At 66.8% G+C, this 24,891-nt stretch carries 22 protein-coding genes; 14 read left to right on the top strand and 8 right to left on the bottom strand.

What is annotated here, in order from left to right; translation table 11 throughout:
- Nucleotides 1-119 precede the first annotated feature (119 nt).
- The 12 genes from M2428_RS03385 (at nucleotide 120) to M2428_RS03330 (ending at nucleotide 11,783) form a co-directional block, all read left to right on the top strand.
- On the top strand, nucleotides 120-878 hold the full coding sequence (locus M2428_RS03385; protein ID WP_277523741.1) for an HAD hydrolase-like protein: 759 nt from the start codon (nucleotides 120-122) through the stop codon (nucleotides 876-878).
- On the top strand, nucleotides 865-1,533 hold the full coding sequence (locus M2428_RS03380) for a lysophospholipid acyltransferase family protein (RefSeq protein ID WP_277523740.1): 669 nt from the start codon (nucleotides 865-867) through the stop codon (nucleotides 1,531-1,533). Before M2428_RS03385 ends, M2428_RS03380 begins: the two co-directional genes overlap by 14 nt.
- Nucleotides 1,534-1,600: 67 nt before the next feature.
- A complete protein-coding gene (gene uvrC / locus M2428_RS03375; RefSeq protein ID WP_277523739.1) occupies nucleotides 1,601-3,628 on the top strand; it encodes an excinuclease ABC subunit UvrC in 2,028 nt (675 codons plus the stop codon).
- A gap of 124 nt (nucleotides 3,629-3,752) precedes the next feature.
- Nucleotides 3,753-4,676 (top strand): RNase adapter RapZ, encoded by a 924-nt coding sequence (rapZ, locus tag M2428_RS03370; protein WP_090577737.1) that lies wholly within the window; start codon nucleotides 3,753-3,755, stop codon nucleotides 4,674-4,676.
- Nucleotides 4,676-5,695: a uridine diphosphate-N-acetylglucosamine-binding protein YvcK gene (yvcK, locus tag M2428_RS03365; RefSeq protein ID WP_277523736.1), complete on the top strand. Its 1,020-nt coding sequence runs from the start codon at nucleotides 4,676-4,678 to the stop codon at nucleotides 5,693-5,695. The genes rapZ and yvcK overlap by 1 nt, the downstream gene beginning before the upstream one ends.
- A 10-nt stretch (nucleotides 5,696-5,705) precedes the next feature.
- Nucleotides 5,706-6,686 carry a DNA-binding protein WhiA gene (gene whiA / locus M2428_RS03360; RefSeq protein ID WP_090577741.1) on the top strand — a complete coding sequence of 327 codons (981 nt, stop codon included), beginning with the start codon at nucleotides 5,706-5,708 and terminating at the stop codon, nucleotides 6,684-6,686.
- 185 nt (nucleotides 6,687-6,871) lie between these two features.
- The gene (locus M2428_RS03355) at nucleotides 6,872-7,495 is read left to right on the top strand and encodes a superoxide dismutase (protein WP_277523724.1); all 624 of its coding nucleotides are present in this window, start codon (nucleotides 6,872-6,874) and stop codon (nucleotides 7,493-7,495) included.
- Nucleotides 7,496-7,761: 266 nt separating this feature from the next.
- Nucleotides 7,762-8,772 (top strand): type I glyceraldehyde-3-phosphate dehydrogenase, encoded by a 1,011-nt coding sequence (gene gap / locus M2428_RS03350; RefSeq protein ID WP_277523722.1) that lies wholly within the window; start codon nucleotides 7,762-7,764, stop codon nucleotides 8,770-8,772.
- A gap of 10 nt (nucleotides 8,773-8,782) precedes the next feature.
- The gene (locus M2428_RS03345; RefSeq protein ID WP_277523720.1) at nucleotides 8,783-10,009 is read left to right on the top strand and encodes a phosphoglycerate kinase; all 1,227 of its coding nucleotides are present in this window, start codon (nucleotides 8,783-8,785) and stop codon (nucleotides 10,007-10,009) included.
- A gap of 135 nt (nucleotides 10,010-10,144) precedes the next feature.
- A complete protein-coding gene (gene tpiA / locus M2428_RS03340; RefSeq protein ID WP_277523719.1) occupies nucleotides 10,145-10,960 on the top strand; it encodes a triose-phosphate isomerase in 816 nt (271 codons plus the stop codon).
- A 48-nt stretch (nucleotides 10,961-11,008) separates the two neighbouring features.
- Nucleotides 11,009-11,266, top strand: a complete 258-nt coding sequence (gene secG, locus M2428_RS03335) for a preprotein translocase subunit SecG (RefSeq protein WP_018772994.1) — start codon at nucleotides 11,009-11,011, stop codon at nucleotides 11,264-11,266.
- A 121-nt stretch (nucleotides 11,267-11,387) separates the two neighbouring features.
- Complete coding sequence (locus tag M2428_RS03330) at nucleotides 11,388-11,783, top strand: RNA polymerase-binding protein RbpA (protein WP_091561633.1); 396 nt, start codon at nucleotides 11,388-11,390, stop codon at nucleotides 11,781-11,783.
- On the opposite strand, the gene pgl is transcribed toward M2428_RS03330, so the two are convergent.
- The 6 genes from pgl to tkt all read right to left on the bottom strand — a co-directional run bounded on the left by pgl (nucleotide 11,736) and on the right by tkt (nucleotide 19,997).
- Nucleotides 11,736-12,554 (bottom strand): 6-phosphogluconolactonase, encoded by an 819-nt coding sequence (gene pgl / locus M2428_RS03325; RefSeq protein ID WP_277523712.1) that lies wholly within the window; start codon nucleotides 12,552-12,554, stop codon nucleotides 11,736-11,738. The two genes, M2428_RS03330 and pgl, sit on opposite strands and share 48 nt — an antisense overlap.
- Nucleotides 12,544-13,485 carry a glucose-6-phosphate dehydrogenase assembly protein OpcA gene (locus M2428_RS03320; protein ID WP_277523710.1) on the bottom strand — a complete coding sequence of 314 codons (942 nt, stop codon included), beginning with the start codon at nucleotides 13,483-13,485 and terminating at the stop codon, nucleotides 12,544-12,546. Before M2428_RS03320 ends, pgl begins: the two co-directional genes overlap by 11 nt.
- Nucleotides 13,482-15,044 carry a glucose-6-phosphate dehydrogenase gene (gene zwf, locus M2428_RS03315; protein ID WP_277523709.1) on the bottom strand — a complete coding sequence of 521 codons (1,563 nt, stop codon included), beginning with the start codon at nucleotides 15,042-15,044 and terminating at the stop codon, nucleotides 13,482-13,484. Before zwf ends, M2428_RS03320 begins: the two co-directional genes overlap by 4 nt.
- A 15-nt stretch (nucleotides 15,045-15,059) precedes the next feature.
- Nucleotides 15,060-16,694: a glucose-6-phosphate isomerase gene (locus M2428_RS03310; RefSeq protein ID WP_277523707.1), complete on the bottom strand. Its 1,635-nt coding sequence runs from the start codon at nucleotides 16,692-16,694 to the stop codon at nucleotides 15,060-15,062.
- 6 nt (nucleotides 16,695-16,700) lie between these two features.
- Nucleotides 16,701-17,816, bottom strand: coding sequence for a transaldolase (gene tal, locus M2428_RS03305; RefSeq protein ID WP_277523705.1), 1,116 nt, complete (start codon nucleotides 17,814-17,816; stop codon nucleotides 16,701-16,703).
- A gap of 63 nt (nucleotides 17,817-17,879) precedes the next feature.
- Complete coding sequence (gene tkt / locus M2428_RS03300) at nucleotides 17,880-19,997, bottom strand: transketolase (RefSeq protein ID WP_277523703.1); 2,118 nt, start codon at nucleotides 19,995-19,997, stop codon at nucleotides 17,880-17,882.
- A gap of 513 nt (nucleotides 19,998-20,510) precedes the next feature.
- Here tkt and M2428_RS03295 point away from each other — a divergent pair.
- Nucleotides 20,511-21,473, top strand: coding sequence for a heme o synthase (locus M2428_RS03295; RefSeq protein WP_277523701.1), 963 nt, complete (start codon nucleotides 20,511-20,513; stop codon nucleotides 21,471-21,473).
- 175 nt (nucleotides 21,474-21,648) lie between these two features.
- Nucleotides 21,649-22,614 (top strand): threonine/serine dehydratase, encoded by a 966-nt coding sequence (locus tag M2428_RS03290; RefSeq protein WP_277523699.1) that lies wholly within the window; start codon nucleotides 21,649-21,651, stop codon nucleotides 22,612-22,614.
- On the opposite strand, the gene M2428_RS03285 is transcribed toward M2428_RS03290, so the two are convergent.
- Both M2428_RS03285 and M2428_RS03280 read right to left on the bottom strand, forming a co-directional pair.
- On the bottom strand, nucleotides 22,611-23,840 hold the full coding sequence (locus tag M2428_RS03285) for an acyltransferase (protein WP_277523698.1): 1,230 nt from the start codon (nucleotides 23,838-23,840) through the stop codon (nucleotides 22,611-22,613). The genes M2428_RS03290 and M2428_RS03285 overlap by 4 nt on opposite strands.
- Before the next feature lie 370 nt (nucleotides 23,841-24,210).
- Nucleotides 24,211-24,735 carry a hypothetical protein gene (locus M2428_RS03280; RefSeq protein ID WP_277523696.1) on the bottom strand — a complete coding sequence of 175 codons (525 nt, stop codon included), beginning with the start codon at nucleotides 24,733-24,735 and terminating at the stop codon, nucleotides 24,211-24,213.
- Nucleotides 24,736-24,891 lie beyond the last annotated feature (156 nt).

Genomic DNA, 24,891 nt, shown 5'->3' with positions numbered 1-24,891 from the left:
CTTTCGCCCGCGCGCGACCCGCCCGCACGGGAATGTATTCCCCTGACGAATCCGGCTGATGTATTCCTGAACGAGTATGCGAATTTCTGGCATCTCCACACTCGTGAGAAACTAAGCCGGTGACGCATACAACAGTGCCCGTGATCTTTGACCTCGACGGCACTCTTGTCGATCCCGCAGGGGGGATTACGGGCGGAATCGCCGCGGCCCTCACCGAGCTTGGCCTGCCGGTTCCGGACCAGTCCCGGATGGACGCCATGATCGGGCCCAAGCTGAGCCACTCCCTCACGGAAATCGCCGGCGTTCCGGCCGCACTGCTGGCAGACGCAATCCGCATCTATCGCGCGTACTACCTTTCCACCGGGATTGCGCAGAGCCGGCTGTACCCGGGCATCCGGGACCTCCTTGAGGACCTCGTGGCCGCGGGCCGCCCCATTGCCGTTGCCACCCAGAAACCGGAAGGCCTTGCCCGGACCGTCCTGGCTCACCACGGGATCGCCGGGCTCTTCCACAGCATCCGGGGCTCCGGCGCCGACGAGGCCGGCCCGGGAGCGGGCTCTGTTCCCGAAGGCTCTGTCCCCGAAGGTAAAGCCGAAATCGTCGCTGCCGCCCTCTCAGACCTGGCTCCGGGGGATCCTGCGGCCGCCGGCCTTGCCGTGATGGTGGGGGACCGGGCGCAGGACGTGGCCGGGGCCGCTGCGAACGGACTGGACTGCATCGGCGTAGGCTGGGGTTTTGCGCCCGACGGCGAACTGCACACGGCTGGTGCCATCGAGATCGTGCACAACACCACGGCGCTTCACGCGACGATCAACAGACTCTCCGAACGCCCGGGGACCCCAGCCCTGAACGAGGTGCACACCGATGGCAATGTTTGACGCAATCCGCTGGACCACGCGCGGGCTCATATCCTCCACGTGCCGTCCCACGGTCATCGGCCTGGAGAACGTGCCCAAGGACGGGCCGTTCATCGTGGCACCGAACCATCTCTCCTTCCTGGACAGCGTGATCGTCCAGGCCCTCATGCCGCGGCCCGTGGCGTTCTTCGCGAAGGCCGAATACTTCACCACCGGCGGCGTCAAGGGCAAGGCCATGAAGTCCTTCTTCGAGGCCGTGGGTTCCATTCCGGTGGAACGCGGCGAGCAGGCGGCGAGCGTGCAGGCACTGAAGACGCTGCTGGACATCCTTGATTCCGGCAGGGGCGTGGGCATTTATCCCGAGGGTACGCGCTCCCGCGACGGCATCCTGTACCGCGGCCGCACCGGCGTCGGCTGGCTGGCCCTCACCACGGGCGCGCCGGTGATCCCGGTGGGCCTGATCGGCACCGAACACCTGCAGCCCGCGGACAGCAAGTCCGTCAAACCGCAGCACTTCACCATGAACGTGGGCGAGCCGCTGTATTTCGAGAAAACCGGACCGGACCACTCCCTGCCGGCCCGCCGCCAGGTCACGGATCGCATCATGGATGCAATCGCGGACCTGAGCGGCCAGGAACGCTCCACGAGCTACAACCAGAGCAAGTCGGCCGAATAGCGCACGCCACCCTGCTTTCCGAGGGGCGGGTGCCACGGCACCTCCGGCGGCTCAGTAGACTTGATGTGTGGCAGATCCAGCGAGTTACCGACCCCAGACGGGTGAAATTCCGACCAATCCGGGCGTGTACCGCTTCCGCGATCCGCACGGGCGGGTCATCTACGTCGGCAAGGCCAAGAACCTCCGTTCCCGGCTGAATACGTACTTCGCCAACCCCGCCGGGCTGCTGCCCAAAACCTACGCGATGGTGCACACGGCCAGCAGCGTCGAATGGACTGTGGTGGGCAGCGAGCTCGAGTCGCTGCAGCTGGAATACACCTGGATCAAGGAATTCACGCCCCGCTTCAACGTGATGTTCCGGGACGACAAGACCTACCCTTACCTGGCCGTCACGATGGGGGAGAAGTACCCGCGCGTCCAGGTGCTCCGCGGGGACCGGCGCAAGGGGACCCGGTATTTCGGCCCGTACACTGCCGGCGCGATTCGGGACACCATGGACACCCTGCTGCGCGTATTCCAGGTGCGCAGCTGCAGCCCCGGGGTGCTGAAGCGCGCCCAAGCCAGCGGCCGGCCCTGCCTGCTTGGCTACATCGACAAATGTTCCGCGCCTTGCGTCGGCCGGATCTCCGCCGAGGACCACCGCGCCCTCGCCGAGGACTTCTGCACCTTCATGGGTGGCGAAGCCAAACCCTTCGTCAACCGGCTGGAACGGGAGATGGCCGCGGCAGTTGCCGAGCTCGACTACGAACGCGCGGCCCGGCTTCGGGACGACATCGTGGCGCTGAAGAAAGTCTTCGAACGCAACGCCGTGGTCCTCGCCGAGGGCACGGACGCCGACGTCTTCGCCCTGCACGAAGACGAGCTCGAGGCCGCCGTCCAGGTCTTCCACGTCCGCGGAGGCCGGATCCGCGGCCAGCGTGGCTGGGTGGTAGAGAAAGTCGAGGACTCCACCACCCCGGAACTGGTCGAACATCTGCTCCAGCAGGTCTACGGCGAGGAAGCCGGGCTCCAGGGTAGGCTGCCCCGGGAAGTCCTTGTGCCCACCGAACCCAGCAACGCCACGGAGCTCGCGCAATGGCTCAGCGGCCTGCGCGGGGCCAGGGTGGACGTCCGGGTGCCCCAGCGCGGCGACAAGGCGGCACTCATGTCCACGGTCCGTGAGAACGCCGAGCACGCGCTCAAGCTCCATAAGTCCCGGCGCGCCGGCGACCTCACCATGCGCTCCCAGGCCCTGCAGGAAATCCAGGAAGCCCTCGAGCTGCCCGTGGCGCTGCTGCGGATCGAGTGCTTCGACATCTCACACGTTCAGGGCACCAACGTGGTCGGCTCCATGGTGGTGGTGGAGGACGGCCTGCCGAAGAAGTCCGAGTACCGGAAGTTCGCCGTCACCGGAGCCGCCGCCACCGACGACACCGCGGCCATGCATGACGTGCTGACCCGCCGGTTCCGGCACTACCTCGAAGAGAAGGCAGAGAAATCCGAGAAAAACGAGCAGGCGGCGGCCGCGGCCAAACCGGCACACCAGGCTGCGCTGGACGCGGCAAACGCCGCGGCGATCGCCGACTCCACCACGCCGGCGCCGCGGAGCAAGTTCGCCTACCCGCCCAACCTCGTCGTCGTCGACGGCGGCAAACCGCAGGTCAATGCGGCCGCCCGGGCGCTGGCAGAGCTGGGCATCGAGGACGTGTATGTGGTCGGCCTGGCCAAACGGCTCGAAGAAGTGTGGCTGCCGGAGAGCGATTTTCCGGTGATCCTGCCGCGCGCCTCCGCCGGCCTGTATCTGCTGCAGCGGATCCGCGACGAGGCCCACCGCTTCGCCATCACCTTCCACCGGCAAAAGCGCGGCAAGGCCATGACGGCCTCCGCACTGGACAGTGTGCCCGGGCTGGGGGAGTCGAAACGCAAGGCCCTCCTGGCCGAGTTCGGCTCCGTCAAGGGCATCAAGGCTGCCACGCAGGAAGAACTCACCGGTGCCAAGGGGATCGGTCCGTCCCTGGCCGCCGCAATCGTCCGGCACTTCAATGCCGACGACGGCGAGGCCGCCGCCACGGTTCCTGCCGTCAACATGACCACCGGTGAAATTCTCGACGCTTAGCTAGCGCCGCCAAACTTAGCTAGGGTAAAGACTTGGGTAACGGCATGGCCGCGGCATCACTGCGGCCATGGGCGCAAACCTGATCGGAACAGCAAATCGCACAGGCAGAGATGGGGCTTCACTGATGGCAGAGTCGACGGCAGGATCCGAGACGGATGCGGACGGCATGACGCCCGTTAAACCCGTCGAGGCGGAACTGCTCGTAGTGACCGGAATGTCGGGAGCCGGCCGGAGCACTGCCTCGGACGCCCTTGAGGACCATGGCTGGTACGTCGTGGAAAACCTGCCGCCGCAGATGCTCGGCACGCTCGCCGAACTCGTGTCGCGGACGCCGCACTCGATGTCCAAGCTGGCCGTCGTGATGGACGTCCGGAGCAAGGAACTGTTCGTGGACATGCGCGCGGCCCTCCGCGCCCTGGAAGCCACCGGTGTGACCTTCCGTGTGCTGTTCCTCGACGCCAGCGACGACGTCCTGGTGCGCCGCTTCGAGCAGGGCCGCAGGCCTCACCCGCTTCAGGGCGGCGGCCGGATCCTCGACGGCATCGCGGCCGAACGCGAACTTGTCCGTGAACTAAAAGACACCGCCGACATCGTCCTGGACACCTCCTCCCTCAACGTCCACGGTCTCGCCACCGCGATTACGGAACTTTTCAGCGAGACCGGGCCGGTGGCGCTGCGGCTGAATGTCATGAGCTTTGGCTTCAAGTACGGGCTGCCGGTGGACGCCAACTTCGTGGCCGATGCCCGCTTCATCCCGAACCCGCACTGGGTGCCGCAGTTGCGCCCGCACACCGGGCTGGACAAGGATGTCAGCGACTACGTGCTGGAGGCCCAGGGCGTCAGCGACTTCGTGGAACGCTACGTCCTGGCCCTGGAACCGGTCCTGGACGGGTACCGGCGGGAGAACAAGCACTACGCCACCATCGCCGTAGGCTGCACCGGCGGCAAGCACCGCTCCGTGGCGGTCGCCGTGGAGCTCTCACGGAGGCTGGCGCAATATCCGCGCGTCACCGTAACGACGACGCACCGGGACCTGGGCCGCGAGTAATGGCGCTGCTGACCGGTCCGCTGCCCCTTGTCCCGCCCGCCAGCGCGGCATTCGCCAGCCAGCAGGACAAAGGCCCCTCCGTCGTCGCGCTCGGCGGCGGCCACGGCCTCTCCGCCTCCCTGTCTGCCCTGCGCCTACTGACCTCCGAGCTCACCGCGATCGTCACGGTCGCGGACGACGGCGGATCCTCCGGCCGGCTCCGTGAAGAGTACGGCGTCCTGCCGCCGGGCGATCTCCGCATGGCCTTGTCCGCGCTGTGCGACGACACCGACTGGGGCCGCACGTGGCGCGACGTCATGCAGCACCGCTTCGCCCCCGGCGCGGGCCGTGGCGGGTCCCTCGATGAGCACGCCATGGGCAACCTCCTGATTGTCACGCTCTGGGAGCTCCTGGGCGACACCGTTGCGGGCCTGAAATGGGCCGGCGCCCTGCTCGGCGCGCGCGGCGAGGTTCTGCCGATGTCCAGCGTCCCGCTGACCATCGAGGGCCAGATCCGGGTTACCGCCCCGGACGGCACCACAGCACTGCAGACGCTCAGCGGCCAGGCCAAGTGCGCGGTGGCAGGGTCCCTGGAGCACGTCCGGCTCCTGCCCGAGAACGCTCCGGCGTGCACGGAGGCGCTGACGGCGATCGAGCTCGCCGACTGGGTGATCCTCGGGCCGGGTTCTTGGTACACGTCGGTGTTGCCACACCTGCTGCTGCCCGAAATGCGTGAGGCCCTCTGCAACACAGCCGCCCGCCGCTGCCTGACGATGAACCTCGCCACGGACACCAAAGAGACCGCCGGCATGACCGCCGCCGACCACCTCCGGGTGCTGCGCGAGTACGCGCCGGAGTTCACAATCGACGTCATCCTGGCCGACCCGGCGTCGGTCCAGGACCTGCCCGACTTCGAGGCGGCGGCAGGAATGCTCGGTGCCGAGGTGGTCTTGGGTAAAGTGGGGGCGTCTGGTCGCCGTCCGGTCCACGATCCGTTGCGGCTGGCGACGGCGTACCACGATATTTTCGGGAACAGTTAGGAAAGGTGCCATGGCACTGACAGCATCAGTCAAGGAAGAACTTTCCCGTCTGGATATTAAGAAGTCCTCGGTCCGCAAGGCCGAGGTATCGGCCATGCTCCGCTTCGCCGGCGGGCTGCACATCATCTCGGGCCGGATTGTGATCGAGGCTGAAGTCGACCTCGCCTCGACCGCCCGGCGGCTGCGCGCGGCAATCGCCGAGGTATACGGCCACCAGAGCGAGATCATCGTCGTCTCGGGCGGCGGCCTGCGCCGCGGCAGCCGCTATGTGGTGCGCGTGGTCCGCGACGGTGAGGCCCTGGCCCGCCAGACCGGACTCCTGGACGCCCGCGGCCGTCCCGTGCGGGGCCTTCCCTCAGTTGTGGTGAACGGCTCCGCCGCGGACGCCGAGGCCGTCTGGCGCGGCGCTTTCCTGGCGCACGGCTCGCTCACCGAGCCCGGCCGCTCCTCGGCCATGGAAGTCACCTGCCCCGGCCCCGAATCGGCCCTGGCCCTCGTCGGCGCCGCCCGCCGCCTCGGTATCCAGGCCAAGGCCCGCGAGGTCAGGGGAGTGGACCGCGTGGTGATCCGCGACGGCGACACGATCGCCGCGCTGCTGACCCGGATGGGCGCCCACGACGCGCTCATGGTCTGGGAGGAACGCCGCATGCGCAAGGAAGTCCGCGCCACGGCCAACCGGCTCGCCAACTTCGACGACGCCAACCTGCGCCGTTCCGCGCAGGCCGCAGTCGCCGCCGGTGCCCGTGTGGACCGTGCCCTGGAAATCCTGGGCGACGACGTCCCGGACCACCTCAAGTACGCCGGCGAGCTCCGGGTCGCGCATAAGCAGGCCAGCCTGGACGAACTTGGCCGCCTGGCCGACCCCGTTATGACCAAGGACGCAATCGCCGGCCGGATCCGCCGGCTCCTGGCCATGGCGGACAAGCGGGCCCAGGACCTCGGCATCCCGGGCACGGAAGCCAATGTGACGCCGGAGATGCTCGACGACTAGCCCGCCCCTAGAATCAACCCCGACCCTAAAATCAACACAGATAAATGCCGGGAATGGAAATACCCGGGAGCCGCGGCGGGTTGTTGCCGTTGGATCCCGCCGCAAACTTCCGGATGCCCCGCATCCGGATGCACAATCCGAGAGTTACCGAACCGGACAACCCGTCCACGACATTGGAGGATTTTGTGACCGAGTACGTACTGCCACAGCTCGACTATGACTACGCAGCGCTGGAACCGCACATCTCCGCGAAGATCATGGAGCTGCACCACAGCAAGCACCACGCCGCCTACGTGACCGGCGCCAACAACGCCCTCGCCCAGCTGGCCGAGGCGCGCGAAAAGGGCGACTTCGCCAACATCAACCGCCTCTCCAAGGACCTTGCGTTCCACACCGGCGGCCACATCAACCACTCCGTCTTCTGGAAGAACCTCTCCCCGGATGGTGGCGACAAGCCCGAGGGCGAGCTCGCTGCGGCCATCGACGACGCCTTCGGCTCGTTCGACGCGTTCCGTGCCCAGTTCAGCGCCGCGGCGCTGGGCCTGCAGGGCTCCGGCTGGGGCTTCCTGGCGTACGAGCCCATCGGCGGCAACCTGGTCATCGAGCAGCTCTACGATCAGCAGGGCAACGTCGCACTCGGCACCACCCCGCTGCTGATGCTGGACATGTGGGAGCACGCCTTCTACCTGGACTACGTCAACGTCAAGGCCGACTACGTCAAGGCCTTCTGGAACATCGTGAACTGGGCCGACGTCGCCAAGCGCTTCGACGCCGCCCGCAAGAACGCGACGGGTCTCATTACCCTCTAAGGGGTGACGGGAACGACTTCCGTTTGTAACAAACCTCACATTACGGTCGCTTCGGCCCGAAATGTGGACGGACTGCCCCTGCACTTGCGGGGGCAGTCCCGGTTAAACGTAAGATGGATCACGGAAGGCGGTTAGCCTTCAGCAATGTGGCTGGTCGCCCTCCGATCTGGTAATTATCTCTGCCCAATGGCGTGCGGGATCTGTTAGTTGGCTTGAACGCCTTCTCAACTAGTCGTGCTCGCAGGAGCACCAAGGAGACTGAAAACGTGACGACCCGTATTGGCATCAACGGCTTTGGCCGTATCGGCCGCAACTACTTCCGCGCCGCCCTCGCACAGGGCGCAGATCTTGAGATCGTTGCGGTCAACGACCTCACCAGCCCGGAAGCCCTCGCTCACCTCTTCAAGTACGACTCCGTGGGCGGCCGCCTGGCCGAAACCATTGAGGTCAAGGACGGCAACATCGTCGTCGACGGCAGGATCATCAAGGTCCTCGCCGAGCGCGATCCCGCGAAGCTGCCCTGGGGCGAGCTCGGCGTCGACATCGTCATCGAGTCCACCGGTTTCTTCACGAAGGCCGCCGATGCGCAGAAGCACATCGACGCCGGCGCCAAGAAGGTCCTGATTTCCGCCCCCGCGTCGGATGAGGACATCACGATCGTGATGGGCGTCAACGACGGCCTGTACGACAGCGCGACGCACCACATCATCTCGAACGCCTCCTGCACCACCAACTGCCTCGGCCCGCTGGCCAAGGTCATCAACGACGCCTTCGGCATCGAGCGTGGCCTGATGACCACCATCCACGCCTACACGGCCGACCAGAACCTGCAGGACGGTCCGCACAAGGACCTCCGCCGCGCCCGCGCCGCCGCCATCAACATGGTGCCCACCTCCACGGGTGCCGCCAAGGCAATCGGCCTGGTCCTGCCGGAACTCAAGGGCAAGCTCGACGGCTACGCCATCCGCGTGCCCGTGCCCACCGGCTCCGCCACGGACCTGACCGTCACGGTCTCCCGCGAAACCACCGTCGCTGAAGTGAACGCCGCCCTCAAGGCAGCATCCGAGACCGACGAGCTCCGGGGCCTGCTGACTTACACCGACGAGCCGATTGTCTCCTCGGACATCGTCGGCGACCCGGCGTCGTCCATCTTCGATTCGGGCCTGACCAAGGTGATCGGTGACCAGGTCAAGGTTGTGTCCTGGTATGACAATGAATGGGGCTACTCCAACCGCCTCGTGGACCTCACGGAGCTTGTCGCGTCCAAGCTGGGCTAGGGTAAGACTCATGACATTCCACACCCTCAACGAACTGATCGCTGATGGTGTCCGCGGGCGGTACGTTCTGGTCAGAAGTGACCTGAACGTGCCGCTCGACGGCTCTACAGTGACTGACGACGGCCGTATCAAGGCCTCCCTGCCAGTGCTGGCGAAGCTCACGGACGCCGGTGCCCGCGTGCTGGTCACAGCACACCTGGGCCGCCCCAAGGGCGCCCCGGAAGAGAAGTACTCGCTCAAGCCCGCAGCCGCCCGGCTGGCCGAGCTTGCCGGGTTCAAGGTCTCACTTGCCGGCGACACCGTCGGCGAGTCGGCCAAGGAACTGTCCGCCGCGCTGCAGGACGGCGAAGCGCTGGTCCTGGAGAACGTGCGCTTCGACGCGCGCGAGACCTCCAAGGCAGACGCCGAACGCGGCGCCTTCGCGGACGAGCTCGTCGCCCTCACCGGTGGCAACGGCGCCTTCGTCGATGATGCCTTCGGTGCCGTGCACCGCAAGCACGCCAGCGTGTACGACGTCGCCACGCGGCTGCCGTCTTACCAGGGCGACCTCGTCCGCACGGAGGTCGAGGTGCTGCGCAAGCTCACCACGGACACCCAGCGGCCATACGTGGTTGTCCTCGGCGGTTCCAAGGTCTCCGACAAGCTCGCTGTCATCGACAACCTCCTCGGCAAAGCGGACACGATCCTGGTGGGCGGCGGCATGCTGTTCACCTTCCTCGCTGCCGCGGGCCACAAGGTCGCCGCCAGCCTGCTTGAAGAGGACCAGATCCCGGTGGTCCAGGACTACTTGAAGCGGGCCGCGGACGCCGGTACCGAGTTCGTCGTACCCACCGATGTTGTGGTGGCGGGCAAGTTCGCCGCCGACGCTGAGCACGAGACCGTCGCAGCCGACGCCATCGAGTCGAGCAGCTTCGGGCCCCAGGGCATCGGGCTGGACATCGGGCCGGTATCGGCAGCGGCTTTCGCGGAACGGATCAAGGGCGCCAAGACGGTGTTCTGGAACGGTCCCATGGGCGTGTTCGAATTCGCGGCCTTCGCCGCCGGCACCCGGGCCATCGCCCAGGCGCTGACGGAGACGGACGCGTTCACGGTGGTTGGCGGCGGCGACTCCGCGGCCGCGGTCCGGACCCTCGGCTTCGCCGACGACCGGTTCGGCCACATTTCCACCGGCGGAGGCGCCAGCCTGGAGTACCTTGAAGGCAAGGAACTCCCCGGCCTGAGCGTCCTGGACCGTTAGAAGCACCGGCCGTTAGTAGCACTGACCGCTAGTAGCAGCGGCGGCCGCCAGGCCATAGAGCCGGCAGGATGCCCTCCGCAAGGAACCGGGCACCCTGCCGGCTGCTCTCATACAACAAGAACTCTTGGAGATCACGTGACCACGTCAACCAACGGTAAATTCGACCGCAAGCCCTTCATCGCCGGGAACTGGAAGATGAACATGGACCACGTCCAGGGCATCACCCTCCTGCAGAAGCTCGCGTGGACCCTGTCCGACGCCAAGCACGACTACAGCCGGGTGGAGGTCGCCGTCTTCCCGCCGTTCACGGATCTCCGCGGCGTGCAGACCCTTGTCCAGGGCGACGAGCTCGCCGTCGTCTATGGCGGCCAGGACCTCTCCCAGTTCGACTCCGGCGCCTACACGGGCGATATTTCCGGGCAGTTCCTGGCCAAGCTCGGCTGCAGTTACGCACTGGTTGGCCACAGCGAACGCCGCACCGTCCACAATGAGTCCGACACCGTGCTCAATGCCAAGACCAAAGCCGCCTTCCGGCACGGCATCACCCCCGTCCTGTGCGTCGGCGAAGGACTCGAGATCCGGCAGGCCGGCACCCACGTGGACCACACGCTCGCCCAGCTCCGCGCCGGCGTCGAAGGGCTCACCCCGGAGCAGGCTGCCGAGCTCGTTGTCGCCTACGAGCCCGTCTGGGCCATCGGCACCGGCGAGGTTGCCGGACCGGAGGACGCGCAGGAAATGTGCGAAGCCATCCGTGCTGAACTGTCCACCCTCTTCGGAGCCGACGTCGCTGCCAAGACCCGCCTGCTCTACGGCGGCTCGGTCAAGGCCAACAACGCGGCCTCAATCCTGAAGCAACGCGACGTCGACGGCTTGCTGGTCGGCGGTGCCAGCCTGGACGCTGCCGAGTTTGCTAATATTGTCAGGTTCGAGAGTCACCTGTTGACGGATTAGTCCGGACACAGCTTGGCCCCCGTAATCCAATTCTTCTGAAAGGCCGTCGTGGACGTTCTTCATGTCATTCTGCAGGTCCTCCTGGGCATCACCAGCCTCCTGCTGACCTTGCTCATCCTGCTCCATAAGGGACGCGGAGGCGGCCTGTCCGACATGTTCGGCGGCGGCATGAGCTCGGGGCTGAGTTCCTCCGGTGTTGCCGAGCGGAACCTCAACCGGTTCACGGTCATCCTGGGCATCACCTGGGGGGTCGTGATCATCGCCCTCGGCCTGCTCATGCGGTTCAGCACGGGCGCCGATTCGTAGGACGCCCGTCCGAAAAACTCCATAAGGGGTCCTTAAGGCCCTCCCGGCATCGGGAACTCCACAACTACGCTGTGGCTGTCGTCTAGCACGCTTCCATCAGCTGAGTAGCCAGGAGTTCCCGATGCTGCATTCTGCTTCCGGATTCAAAGGAATCCGTGTAGGCGCCACCGAAGGGGCATCTCCCCGCCATGAACCACTAAACGGGGCCGGCGTACGCCAGCCCCGTATTCGCGTCTCGTTCCGGTGCGCCAAGGGCCATGAAACCGCGCTCGTATTCGCACAACTGCCGGAGGAACAGATCCCTGGAGTCTGGGACTGCCGGCGCTGCGGCGGGACCGCAACCCGCGATGAAACCAAGTTTGCGCTCGAGGAAGCGCCGACCGAGGGCTTCAAGACCCACCTGGAATACGTTAAAGAACGGCGCTCCAGCCAAGACGCCGAAGACGTGCTGGCCGGAGCGCTGGAACGGCTACGCGCCCGACGGGCCCTTCCGGACGAGCTGCTCCGGGACCCGTGACGCGGCGTTCTCGTCAATCAGCCACAGGGTTTCCCGGCGGCCGCGCGGGCCAGCCGCGGGAACCTGCACGGGATTGGCGCCGGCCAGCGCCAGCCCCACGGCGCCGGCCTTGTCGTCACCGGCCACCACCATCCACACCTCTAATGCCGTATTGATCGCCGGCAACGTCAGTGACACCCGCGCCGGCGGCGGTTTCGGTGAGTTATGGACCCCGACGACGGTCAGCTCCTTCTCCCGGATACCGGCCTGCTCAGGGAACAGCGACGCGACGTGCGCGTCCGGCCCTACGCCGAGGAGGACAATGTCCAGGCGGGGGAGCTGCGCCGGAAGGTCCGGCCTGTCATCGGACATGTCCGCGGCGTGCTCGGCCGCCGCAGCCTCAGCGAGGCGGCGCGCATAGTCTGCTGCAGCTTCATCCGGGCTGTCGAAGTCATCGGTGGAACCGGGCACATGGACGCGCGCCGGATCAACATCGATATGGGCCAGGAGAGCGTCCTGGGCCTGACGGGCGTTTCGCTCGGCGTCGTCGGCCGCGACGAAGCGCTCGTCACCCCACCAGAAGTTCACCTTGGACCAGTCGACGGCCGGCGCCGCCGGTGATTCAGCGACTGCCTTGAGCGAGCCGATGCCCATTGTGCCCCCGGTTAGCACCACCGTGGCCTCGCCGTGCCGGTCCTGGATATCCACGAGCTTGGTGATAAGGCGGGCTGCGATCGCAGCCATCAGGACGGTCGAGTCAGGATGGATGCTTACTCTCGGGTCAGCGCTCACTGGGACGGACACTCCTTAGATTGGTACGTGGGAGTCCCATAGTAATCACTTCGCCGAAGACTTCGTCCGGATCCAGGCGGCGGAGTTCTTCGGCCAGGCAGTCCTTGAGGCTGCGACGCGGCAGTGAGATCCGCTGCGCGGGCTGGCCGGGCTGCGTCAGTTCCGCAATCGTGAGCCCGGGCCGGAAGAGCTGGATGTCGCCGCCGGGCCGGGTCAGCCGGACGCGGCGGATCCCGGTTCCGGCCGGATCCGCCACGATCGTCACGGGAACATCCAAGGCCAGGGTGAGCCAGGCCGCGAGCAGCACCGTGCTGGGGGAGTCCGAGGCGCCCTCGACGGCGACGGCCGTCACCGGCGAGTCGTCCACCTGGTCCAGGACCGCAGCCAGCTGGATGCGCCAGTTGGTCAGGCGGGTCCAGGCGAGGTCCGTGTCGCCGGCCTTGTAGGTGCGGCGGATGTTTTCCAGCGCCGCGACCGGGTCCGTTTCGTTGGCCGAGTCGGTGATCCGGCGGTGCGCGATGCCCCCGATCGAGGTCTGGCACGCATTCCTGGGGGCGCCATGCGGCCACCAGGCCACGATCGGTGCGTCCGGGAGCAGCAGGGCCGCAACCAGGGATTCGCTTTCCTCGGCGAGTTCGCCGTAGCCGCGCAGCAGGATGACCTCGGAGGCCCCGGCGTCGCCGCCGACGCGGATCTGGGCGTCCAGCCGGGTCGGGGCCGAGGCCCCGGCGTCGGCGAGGACGATGATCCGGCACGGGTGTTCCCGGCTGGCCTCGTTGGCGGCCTCGATGGCTTCCTCTTCGAGCCCGGAGCGGGTGACGACCACAAGGGTCAGCACCCGGCCCAGGGCGATCACGCCGCCCTGCTCGCGCAGGGCCATGATCTTCTTGGAAATCTTGGAGGTGGTGGTGTCGGGAAGATCTACGATCATGGCCTTCTCCAGGTTCGTCCGTCGCGGGCAAGGAGCTCGTCGGCCGAGGCGGGGCCCCAGCTGCCAGGAGCGTAGGGCTGGGGCTGTTCGTCGAGGCCGGCCCAGTACTCCTCGAACGGATCCAGGATCTTCCAGGACAGCTCGACTTCCTGGTGCCGGGGGAACAGCGGCGGTTCGCCGAGGAGCACGTCCAGGATCAGGCGTTCGTAGGCTTCGGGGCTGGACTCGGTGAAGGAGTGGCCGTAGCCGAAGTCCATGGTGACGTCGCGGACCTCCATCTGGGTGCCCGGGACCTTGGACCCGAACCGGATCGTGGCGCCTTCGTCGGGCTGGACCCGGATCACCACGGCGTTCTGACCGAAGTCGTCCTCGCCATGGTCGGTGAAGAGCAGGTTCGGCGCGCGCTTGAACACGACGGCGATCTCCGTCACCCGGCGGCCCAGCCGCTTCCCCGCGCGCAGGTAGAACGGCGCTCCGGACCAGCGCCGGGTGTTGATGTCCACCCGGATCGCGGCGAACGTCTCGGTCTTGGAATCGGCCGGGATGCCCTCTTCCTCCAGGTACCCGAGGACTTCCTCGCCGCCCTGCCAGCCGCCCGTGAACTGCCCGCGAGCGGAGTGGGTGGAGAGGTCATCGGGAAGCCGGACGGCGGAGAGGACCTTTTCCTTCTCGGCCCGCAGGTCATCGGCGTTGAAGGAGATCGGCTCCTCCATGGCCGTCAGGGCCAGGAGCTGGAGCAGGTGGTTCTGGATGACGTCGCGGGCCGCGCCCACGCCGTCGTAGTAGCCTGCCCGGCCGCCGGTGCCGATGTCCTCGGCCATAGTGATCTGGACGTGGTCCACATAGTTGGCGTTCCAGAGCGGCTCGAAGAGCTGGTTCGCGAAGCGCAGCGCCAGGATGTTCTGCACCGTCTCCTTGCCCAGATAATGGTCGATCCGGAAGACCGCGTCCGGCGGGAACACCGACTCGACGATATCGTTCAGCTGGCGGGCCGATTCAAGGTCGTGCCCGAACGGCTTTTCGATTACGACGCGGCGCCAGTTGTCACCCGCCGCCTGGGCCAGGCCGTGCTTGGAGAGCTGGCGGCAGACCTGCTCGAAGGCCTTCGGCGGGATCGAGAGGTAGAACGCGTGGTTGCCCCGCGTCCCGCGCTGCTCGTCAAGCTCATCGATCGTTTCGCTGAGCCGCTTGAACGCGTCGTCGTCGTCGAACTCGCCCTGCACGAAGCGGATGCCCTCGGAGAGCTGCTTCCAGACCGTCTCATCGAACGGGGTGCGGGCGTAGGCCTTGACCGACTCCTTGACCTCCGCGGCGAAGTCCTCGTTCTCCCACTGCCGGCGGGCAAAGCCCACCAAGGCAAAGCTCGGCGGGAGCAGCCCGCGGTTGGCGAGGTCATACACGGCCGGCATGAGCTTCTTGCGGGCGAGGTCCCCGGTTACGCCGAACAGGACCAGCGATGCCGGCCCGGCAATACGGTTCAGACGGCGGTCACGGGGGTCACGGAGCGGATTGCGCCCCCGGCCGGCCGTGTTCCTGCCGCCGTTGTAGGTTTCTGGCATGGTTGCGTGGGTGCCTTAGCTTTCAGTGGAGGGTGCGGCCTGGCCGGCAAGGGACGTGACGAGCTCCTGGAGCTGCTTCACACCCGCCGGTCGGTCGGTCAGGTGCAGCCGGAGGACCGGGCGGCCGTGTTCGGACAGGACCTGGGCGTCGCCTGCGGCCTGCGCCGAGATCAGCTTGCCGAGCGTAAAGGGCCGGTCCGGGATGGCGAGGTCCGTCGCGGCGGCGGCCGTGACCTGCAGGAAGACGCCGATTGCGGGGCCGCCCTTGTGGAACTGGCCGGTGGAGTGCAGGAACCGCGGACCCCAGCCGAACGTGACCGGGCGTCCGGTGACAGCAGCCAGTTCGTCGCGGAGACCTTCGAGGCTGGCGTAGGCGAGCCGGTCGAAATAGGCCTGGACGCTGAGGTAGTTGTCCGGGCCGAGTTCGGAGAGCAGGGCGCTGACGGCTTCTGCCGCCGTGGCGGCGCCGCCGAGCCATTCCCCGCCGCGGACCTCGATGGCGCCGTCAGTGAAGTTCGCCGGCGTCGGCTCGGGCTGAGCGTCCAGCAGGCCGCGGGCGGCGATCTTGGCCGCCTCGACGTCGGGCTGGTCGTACGGGTTGATGCCGAGCAGCCGGCCGGCCACGGCGGTGGCGAACTCCCACACCATCATCTGGGTGGCCAGGCCGCCGGCAATGGCGACCTCGTTCTCGCCGAGTTGCACGTCGGCATCTGCCGCGACGAGCCGGACGACGAGGACATCGGGAGCGCCAAGGGTGGCCTCCGGCGAGGCAGGGCCGGCGACGACCGGCAGCACGCCGGTGCCGAGCTTACCGGTGGATTCGGCGATGAGCTGTTCGGCCCAGTCGGCGAAGCCCACAATCCCGGAGCCGTCCTCCGCGATGACGATCTTGTTGCGCAGCGGGTTGGTGCCGCCGAGGGCGGTGCCGAGGGCAAGGCCGATGTTGTCCTCCGAGTCCTCATTGAGGATCTCGGCTGCTTCCTCCGCTTCATCCAGGAACGCCTGGATGTCGACTCCGGCCAGCCCGCAGGGGACCAGTCCGAAGGCGGTCAGGGCCGAGAAGCGGCCGCCGACGTTGGGGTCGGCGTTGAAGACGGCGCGGTAGCCGGCTTCCCTGGATGCCTTGTCCAGCGGCGAACCCGGGTCGGTGACGATGATGATGCGGCTCTTCGCATCGATCCCGGCATCGGTGAATGCCTGCTCGAAGATCCGGCGCTGGGAATCGGTTTCCACGGTGGAGCCGGACTTGGACGAAACGACGATGGCCGTTTCGGCCAGACGGTCCGCCAAGGCGGCACTGACCTGTTCGGGGTCGGTGCTGTCAAGAACAGTCAGCTCGACGCCAGCGGTGCCCGCAATGACTTCAGGCGCCAGCGAGGAGCCGCCCATGCCGCAAAGGACGATCCGCCTAACGCCCTCGGCCTTCAGCGCATCGCGGAGTTCCAGAATCTCGCCGACCAGCGGCTGGGAGACGGTAGCCGCCTCGACCCAGCCCAGCCGGACGGCGGATTCCTGCTCTGCGCCCGGGCCCCACAGGGTGTGGTCCTTCGCGAAGATCCGGGTGGCAATGCGGTCCTCCAGCAGTGCCGGGAGGTGCTGCTCATGGGCCTGGCGGGCTGCGCCGGTGGCGTCGTAGCTGAGTGTGCTCATGATGGGTTAGGAAGCCTTCCGTGCAGAGGCCAGGGCGCCTTCGACGTCACCCAGCAGTTCCTTCCAGCTGGCCACGAACTTGTCCAGGCCTTCGGATTCGAGCAGTGCGACGACCTCGTTGTAGGAAATCCCGAGTGCATCGAGAGAGTTCAGTGTGGCGTTGGCGTCGTCGTAGCCGCGGGAAACGGTGTCGCCCGTGACGCTGCCGTGGTCGAACGTGGCGTCGAGGGTCTTCTCCGGCATGGTGTTCACGACGCCGGGCGCGACGAGCTCCGTGACGTAGAGGGTGTCCGGGTAGGCCGGGTCCTTCACGCCGGTGGAGGCCCAGAGCGGGCGCTGCGGCAGGGCGCCGGCCTCGGCCAGCAGGGCCCAGCGTTCGGTGGAGAAGAGCTCTTCGTAGACCTGGTAGGCCAGGCGGGCGTTGGCCAGGCCGGCTTTGCCCTTCAGTGCCTTGGCTTCGTCGGTGCCGATGGCGTTGAGGCGCTTATCGATTTCGGCATCGACGCGGGAGACGAAGAAGGACGCGACCGAGTGGATCTTGGAAAGGTCGTGGCCGTTGTCCTTGGCCTGTTCGAGGCCGGACTGGAAGGCGTTGATCACGGCGCGGTAGCGTTCCAGCGAGAAGATCAGGGTCACGTTGACGCTGATGCCCTCGGCCAGGGTGGCCGTGATGGCCTCGAGGCCTTCGAGGGTTGCCGGGATCTTGATCAGGACGTTGTCCTTGTTGACCTTCTTGTACAGGTGTTTCGCTTCGGCGATGGTGCCGGCCGTGTCCCAAGCCAGGCGGGGGTCCACCTCGATGGAGACGCGGCCGTCGACACCCTTGGTGGCTGCGGCGACGGGGGCGAACAGGTCGCAGGCGTCAGCCACGTCGGTGGTGGTGATTTCGAAGACGGTCTCCTCAACGGTGGCGCCCGCGGCCGCCTGGGCGGCGATGATGGCGTCGTAGTCGTGGCCGGTGGTGATGGCGGCGTGGAAGATGGACGGGTTGGTGGTGACGCCAACGACGTTCTTCTCTTCGATGAGCTTGCGCAGGGTGCCTGTCTGCAGGCGGCCGCGGGAGAGGTCATCGAGCCAGATCGAGACGCCGGCGTCGGAGAGCTGCTGTGTGGGGGTAGTCATTTCATAACTCCTGGAAATCATGGGTTCCGGGGGCACAGGGTCCCCCGGAACCGTGGTGGTGGATCAGTTTGTGAGGCCGGCCAGTGATTCCTTGGCGGCGGCGGCGACTGCTTCAGTGGTGATGCCGAATTCCTGGAAGAGACGCTTGTAGTCGGCGGACGCGCCGAAGTGCTCCAAGGAGATGGAACGGCCGGCGTCGCCGACGAATTCCTTCCAGCCCAGGGCCAGTCCGGCCTCGACCGAGACTCGCGCCTTCACGGCAGGGGGCAGCACGGTGTCGCGGTAGGCGGCGTCCTGCTTGTTGAACCACTCCACGCAGGGCATCGACACCACACGGGTGGGGATTCCCTCGGCCTGCAGGGCTTCGCGGGCGTTGACGGCCAGCTGGACCTCGGAGCCGGTGCCGATCAGGATGACCTGCGCTTCGACGGTGGCGCCGTCCTTGGATGCCTCGGCCAGGACGTAGCCGCCCTTTTCGACGCCGGCGGTGGAGCCGAAGGTGTCGCCGTCGGCCTGGCCCGTGCCGCGGGCCCACGTGGGAATGTTCTGCCGGGTCAGGACGATCCCGGCGGGGTTTTCGTGGTTTTCCAGCATGGCCTTCCAGGCCGCGGCGACCTCGTTCGCATCCCCCGGGCGGACGACGTCCAGGCCCGGGATGGCGCGCAGGGATGCGAGCTGCTCGACGGGCTGGTGCGTGGGGCCGTCCTCGCCCAGGCCGATCGAGTCGTGCGTCCAGACATACAGCGACGGCACGCCCATGAGGGCGCCGAGCCGGATCGCGGGACGCTGGTAGTCGGAGAAGATCAGGAACGTACCGGAGAACGCCCGGGTCCGCCCGTGCAGGGAGATGCCGTTCACGATCGACGCGGCCGCGTGCTCGCGGATGCCGAAGTGCAGCACCCGGCCGTAGGGGTTGCCCTTCCACGCCGCGGTGGACCGGGACGTGGGGATGAACGAGGGCGAGCCCTCGATCGTGGTGTTGTTCGACTCCGCGAGGTCTGCGGAGCCGCCCCACAGTTCGGGCATGACCGGGCCGATCGCGTTCAGGACCTTCCCGGATGCGGCTCGGGTGGAGACGTCCTTGCCGGCTTCGAAGACCGGCAGGGCGGCCTCGAACTCGCCCGGGAGCTTCTTCGCTTCGACGCGTTCCAGCAGGGCGGCGGCCTCGGGGTTAGCCGCCTGCCACGCCTCGAACGAGGCCTGCCAGTCGGTGCGGGCTGCGGCGCCGCGTTCCTGAACGGCCCGGGCGTGTGCCAGGACGTCCTCGTCGACCTGGAAGGCGCGTTCCGGGTCGAAACCCAGGACCTTCTTCAGGGCGGCGACTTCCTCAGAACCCAGGGCCGAGCCGTGGATCTTGCCGGTGTTCTGCTTCTTCGGCGCCGGGTACCCGATGATGGTCCGCAGCGAGATGATGGAGGGCTTGGACGTTTCGGCCTTCGCGGCGAGCAGCGCGGCGTGCAGCTCGGCCACGTCCTCCTTGTATTCGCCGGTCCGGGTCCAGTCGACCCGCTGGGTGTGCCAGCCGTAGGCCTCGTAGCGGGCCAGGACGTCCTCGGTGAACGCCACGTCGGTGTCGTCCTCGATCGAGATGTGGTTCTCGTCGTAAATCACCACGAGGTTGCCCAGTTCCTGGTGTCCGGCGAGTGAGGACGCCTCGGAGGTCACGCCTTCCTGCAGGTCGCCGTCGGAGGCGATCACCCAGATGGTGTGGTCGAACGGACTCGTGCCGGCGGGAGCGTCGGCGTCGAAAAGACCGCGCATCCGGCGCTGGGAATATGCGAAGCCAACCGCGGATGCCAGGCCCTGGCCCAGCGGGCCGGTGGTGATCTCCACGCCCTTGGTGTGCTTGTATTCCGGGTGGCCCGGGGTCAGCGAGCCCCAGGTCCGCAGCGCCTCCAGGTCCTTCAGTTCCAGCCCGTAGCCGGAGAGGAACAGCTGGATGTACAGGGTCAGGGAGGTGTGCCCCGGGGACAGGACGAACCGGTCTCGGCCCAACCAGTCCGGGTTCGCCGGATCGTGGCGCATCAGCTTCTGGAACAGCAAGTACGCGGCGGGAGCCAGGCTCATTGCCGTTCCCGGGTGGCCGTTCCCGACCTTCTCCACCGCATCCGCGGCCAGCACCCGGACCGTGTCCACGGCGCGCTGGTCCAAAGTGGTCCATGACAGTTCTTGCTCTTCCAAATGTGGCACGAAAACCGGGCCCCTCTCTGTGCTGACGGCCGGCGGTACGCTCTATTTCCCGCCCCGGGCACAGTTCGGTGCCCGCTGCGGTTCGTACCAGCCGTTCACCATCGAAACGTTGATCTATCATTCAGACGCAGATGCAGAGCCGCCTCTTCCGGCAATTGCCTGTATGCGTGCCCGTGTGCGCTGATCTAAGGACAGCCTAGTCCCATTCCACTTTGTGGTCAGCGTATATCTCACCAATTGGACGGGATTTCGCTTATATGAATCACCGTCCGCCGTTGCGCCGGTGAGCAGGCGTTAACACGCCGGAATCACGGGCGCTGCCCGGCGGCCCTGTTGCCCGGAGCTCCACGGTATGATTGGTGGTGGCCTTCGACTGGGGCAAGACACGGGCGCGCGCCGAGCGTGGTGCCCGCTCTGCAGCAAAGCGCGTTGCGAAATCCACCCGGGGCTGCCCAGCCAGACAGAACTGCACAGCATGACAGACCCACAGCCAGACAGAACAGAGTGACTGCCACCGTGAGCACAACTAATACGCCGCTGAACGCCTCCCCGGCCTCGGGAAGAATGGGCTTCGGCCGCAAAGCCAAGGCCTATTTGGCGCTCACGAAACCCCGCGTCATCGAGCTCCTGCTCGTCAGCACGCTGCCCACCATGATCTATGCCGAACGGGGCTTCCCGTCGATCGGCCTGATCCTGGCGACGCTTGTGGGCGGGGCGTTCGCGGCAGGCTCCGCCGGGGCCTTCAACTGTTACATCGACCGCGACATCGACAAGCTCATGCACCGCACGGAGAACCGGCCGCTGGTCACCGGAGAGGTCACGCCCCGGGAGGCGCTGACGTTCTCCTGGCTGCTGGGCGCTGCGGCGATCGCCATCCTCTGGTTCGGGGCCAACCCGCTCTCCGCGTGGCTGGGACTTGGCGCCATCGTCTTCTACGTGGTCATTTACACCATGATCCTCAAGCGACGCACGGCCCAGAACATTGTCTGGGGCGGCGCCGCCGGGTGTTTCCCGGTCCTGATTGCCTGGGCCGCCGTCACCAACACCGTCGAGTGGCCCGCCGTCGTGCTGTTCATGGTGATCTTCCTCTGGACCCCGCCGCACTACTGGCCGCTGTCGATGCGCTACGGCGAGGACTACCGCAACGCCAACGTGCCTATGCTGGGCGCAATCGCCGGTGCAAAGGTGGTCTCGGTGCAGGTGGTCCTCTACGCGTGGGCCATGGTGGCGTGTTCGCTGCTGATGATCCCCGCCGGCGGCGCCGGCTGGGTCTACACCGTGACCGCCGTCGCGGCCGGCGGCTGGTTCCTGTACGAGTCGCACGCCCTGTACAACCGTGCCCAGGCGGGCGACGTCTCCAACAAGGGAGCCATGAAGGTCTTCCACGGCTCCATCAGCTACCTGACGCTGCTCTTCATTGCCCTGGCCGTCGACCCGTTCGTCGGCTCTGCCATCATGGGCGGCTAAGGCCACCCCATTCGTTTACCCGACGCTCCCTCATCAGTGGTGGGGGAGCGTCAGCCGTATCAGCGGGATGGTCCCTTCGGCCAGGGGATATCCTGACGAACCGACCTGTCAACACCAACGCATCAACACCGAAACAGGCAACACCGACCAAGCAATGCAACCCCAGGGGGAGCCAGTGATCAACCGCAGCGATGTACTCCAGGCAGAGAGCCGGATCAGCGGCTACGTGCGCCGCACGCCTTTGCTCCGCGGAGGTACCGCAGCGGCCCCTCTCTGGTTCAAATGCGAGTTCCTGCAGCACACCGGCGTTTTTAAGGCCCGGGGCGCCTTCAACCGGCTCCTCGCTGCCCGGGAGCGCGGGGAACTTGACCCCGGCGTCGGGGTGGTGGCGGCGTCGGGCGGTAACGCGGGCCTGGCGAACGCCTATGCCGCGGCGGCACTCGGCGTTCCGGCGACAGTGTTCGTGCCGGAGAACGCCCCGCGCGTGAAGGTGGGGCGCCTTCTCGGGTACAACGCGACGGTCCGGCAGGTCGGCGCCGAGTACGCGGAAGCTTTCGCCGCCGCAATGGAACACGTGGAAGAAACCGGCGCCCTCTTCTGCCATGCTTACGACCAACTCGAAATTGCTGCCGGCGCAGGCACCGTCGCCGAAGAGATCCTCCAGGACGAGCCCAGTATCGACACGATCGTGGTCGCCGTCGGCGGCGGAGGCCTGTATGCAGGAGTTGCGGCGGCGGCCGAGGGCCGGGCACGCGTCGTCGCGGTTGAACCCTTCAACATCCCCACGCTGCACGCTGCCCTGGCCGCCGGCCACCCGGTCGATGTGGCCGTTTCGGGAGTCGCCGCGGATTCCCTGGGTGCCCGGCGGGTGGGGGAGATCGCCTTCAACATCGCATCGCTCGTGCCTCCGACCTCGGTCCTGGTGGACGATGCCGCCATCGTCGCCGCCCGGTCGCAGTTGTGGAACGACTACCGGATCCCTGCCGAATACGGCGCGGCGGCGGCGCTTGCTGCTCTCACGTCGGGGGCGTACACGCCCGGCGAAGGGGAACGCGTCGCGGTGATCGTCTGCGGGGCGAACACCGATGTCTGCACGCTGGAGGACCAACGGGACGTCGGCGCCGCTGGCGAACCTGCCTAGTCCGCAGAGGTCTCCCGGCCCGGCCCCGTTGAAGTCTGCCGGGAAACGGGGGCGCTGCCGGCCTCCCGCTGGTCCCGGCCCCGCTGGCCCCGCTGGTCCCGGTTGTCCCGGTTGTCCCGGGCAGAGTAGCGCCGGTCGAAGCGTTCCCGCGCGATCCGTCCCAGCCTTTCGACAGTGTGCCAGCTGATGACCGCGATGAGCAGGGTCAACGCGATGGCCGACACTGCGACGAGCGGCGGCAGATCGGCCGTCGAGCCGCCATTGAGCCAGAGAATGACGGGGTAGTTCCACAGGTACGCGGCGTAGGACACGGTGCCCAGCACCTGCGCCGGGCGCGTCCATTTCGGCATCCCTGCGGCGCGGGAGGCGGCCAGGGCGACCAAAACGGCTGCGGCAGCCATAGCAAGCGGGCCGCCAATGAGGATGAAGACCGGCGTTTCGTTTGCCTTGGGGAAGAAGATCAGCGAGGCCAGGACGGCGACGGAGCTGAGCATTGCCGTACACCTGAGCCGGTGGCCGGCGAACCAGCTGAACACGTGAACCCTGTACAGTCGCAGGGCCGCTCCGACGATCAATCCCAGGCCCCACGTCGTAGGCAGCGCGTAGACCAGTGAGTGGAGTTGCGGGGCCAGGACCGCCATCGCCAGCACGCTTGCAGACATGAGGAAAAGGGCGACGGCGGCAGAAAAGCCAATCAGCCGGCCCTGTCGGTTGCGCCGCAGGGCGAGCACCAGCAGCGCCGGCCAAATCAGGTAGAACTGTTCTTCCACCGCTAGGGTCCAGAGCGGTCCGATCGCCATGCTGACGTCGAAAGGCAGCGGCAGGTCTTTGAGGTAGCCAAGGCCGGCGAGGACGGTGTAGCCGACGATTCCCTTGGACCGGTCCCCCAGGAAGTCGGTGGCCAACTCGACGATCGCGTACACGCCCAAGAGGGAGATGAGTGCCGGCACCAGCCGGAAGGCCCTGTGTGCATAGAATCGGCCGTAGCGAATTTTTCGGTGCCGTTCAATGTCCCGGACCAGCACATTGGTGATCAAGTAACCGCTCAGCACGAAGAAGGCAATGACACCAACAATGCCGGCGCCCTGAAATATGGCAGGCCAGGAATGTCCCAGCAGGACGGCGCCTACGGCAGCACCGCGAAGCACGTCCAGGCCGTCCAGCCGTGGGCGCGGTGCATTTTGTTGGGCCGCCTTCGCGGGCCTTTCGCCGACTAGTATCGCCACTTATCCTCCGGTGCCTCTATCTGGCCAGTTCCGATTCCAGTTGCATTGAGGCAAAAACGAGCCGTCCTACTCTCCATGAACGCGATTGCGGCGCCAGTGCTGCGCCGTCTCCAACTATCCCCGACCGGGCTGGACGAAACCTGACCCCGGCCGCCAACCAGGCCCCCAACCAGACCCGCGGACCCGCCGCCCGCGTATCGGTAACTGGCTGCCCTTCCAGGCCTTAGGGCCGAGGGTTCAAGGTCCAGTATTCCCAAAGTTCCCCCCGCCCGACAAGTGACCGGCCAGTAACTAATAGTCGAATAGTGCGAGAAATTGTGCCTGCTGGGCTCCCTTCGGGGCTCCCTGCTGGCCAGCTACTGCCGTGTGATCAGAGGTTGTGGGCCAGCAGTTCGAGCCCGATCACCAGAAGGCTCAGTACAACCTCGGCGAACACGATGGCGGCCTTGTGATGGAGCGGGATCTCGAGGCGCCGGATCGCGAGGAACCCGACGATGCCCAGAGAGACAACGAGCACCACCACCGCCCAGCCGAGAGCAGCCGCCGTCGTCAATAGCCCAAAGCCGGCCGCCGCCAGTAGAAGCAGTGGAGTCACCAGGACGCCGAGGCCGCCCGCGCTGACCGCGATCATGTGGTGCAGTTCTTCACCGGTGGGGAGCTTGGAATGGACCGTCAAGTGACTCAGGAGATCGGCGACGAAAATCCCCAGCAGGGAGCCGATCACCACGATGCTGAGGGTGGCTGCCGCGGCTGCGGGTGTGGTCTCGTCCGCGTGACTCCGAAGCGCCAACACCACAGCCAGGCTCGTGAAGATGATGTAGACGCGCTCTTTGAGGCTCGCAGCGCGTTGGCGGGCTGAGGGTGGAGGAGGCACGGCCGGTTCTGTCGCTTGCATCAGAGAAGGCCTTCCGGTCAGCGTCACGGGAACGAACGACAAAAGCCCACCGCCGCGACGATCCATGTCCATGCCATCCCATAGTCCACCCGGAAATCCCGTCAAGGCCACCCCCCGAAAGGTGAATGCGGTACTTACCTTCGTTTGCCGCAGTGC

The organism is Arthrobacter sp. ES3-54 (genome assembly GCF_029504395.1).
Taxonomy (GTDB): Bacteria; Actinomycetota; Actinomycetes; order Actinomycetales; family Micrococcaceae; genus Arthrobacter.
The sequence above is the reverse complement of the archived record's forward strand: the minus strand, read 5'-3'. Positions and strand labels throughout refer to the sequence as shown.

Excerpts from the sequence above, each read along its gene's own strand:
- M2428_RS03310 (WP_277523707.1), bottom strand. The coding sequence starts at position 16,694 with ATGAGCACACTCAGCTACGACGCCACCGGCGCAGCCCGCCAGGCCCAT.
- whiA (WP_090577741.1), top strand. The coding sequence starts at position 5,706 with ATGGCACTGACAGCATCAGTCAAGGAAGAACTTTCCCGTCTGGATATT.
- yvcK (WP_277523736.1), top strand. The coding sequence starts at position 4,676 with ATGGCGCTGCTGACCGGTCCGCTGCCCCTTGTCCCGCCCGCCAGCGCG.
- M2428_RS03345 (WP_277523720.1), top strand. The coding sequence starts at position 8,783 with ATGACATTCCACACCCTCAACGAACTGATCGCTGATGGTGTCCGCGGG.
- M2428_RS03380 (WP_277523740.1), top strand. The coding sequence starts at position 865 with ATGGCAATGTTTGACGCAATCCGCTGGACCACGCGCGGGCTCATATCC.
- tal (WP_277523705.1), bottom strand. The coding sequence starts at position 17,816 with ATGACTACCCCCACACAGCAGCTCTCCGACGCCGGCGTCTCGATCTGG.
- M2428_RS03330 (WP_091561633.1), top strand. The coding sequence starts at position 11,388 with ATGCTGCATTCTGCTTCCGGATTCAAAGGAATCCGTGTAGGCGCCACC.
- rapZ (WP_090577737.1), top strand. The coding sequence starts at position 3,753 with ATGGCAGAGTCGACGGCAGGATCCGAGACGGATGCGGACGGCATGACG.
- M2428_RS03280 (WP_277523696.1), bottom strand. The coding sequence starts at position 24,735 with ATGCAAGCGACAGAACCGGCCGTGCCTCCTCCACCCTCAGCCCGCCAA.
- M2428_RS03320 (WP_277523710.1), bottom strand. The coding sequence starts at position 13,485 with ATGATCGTAGATCTTCCCGACACCACCACCTCCAAGATTTCCAAGAAG.
- zwf (WP_277523709.1), bottom strand. The coding sequence starts at position 15,044 with ATGCCAGAAACCTACAACGGCGGCAGGAACACGGCCGGCCGGGGGCGC.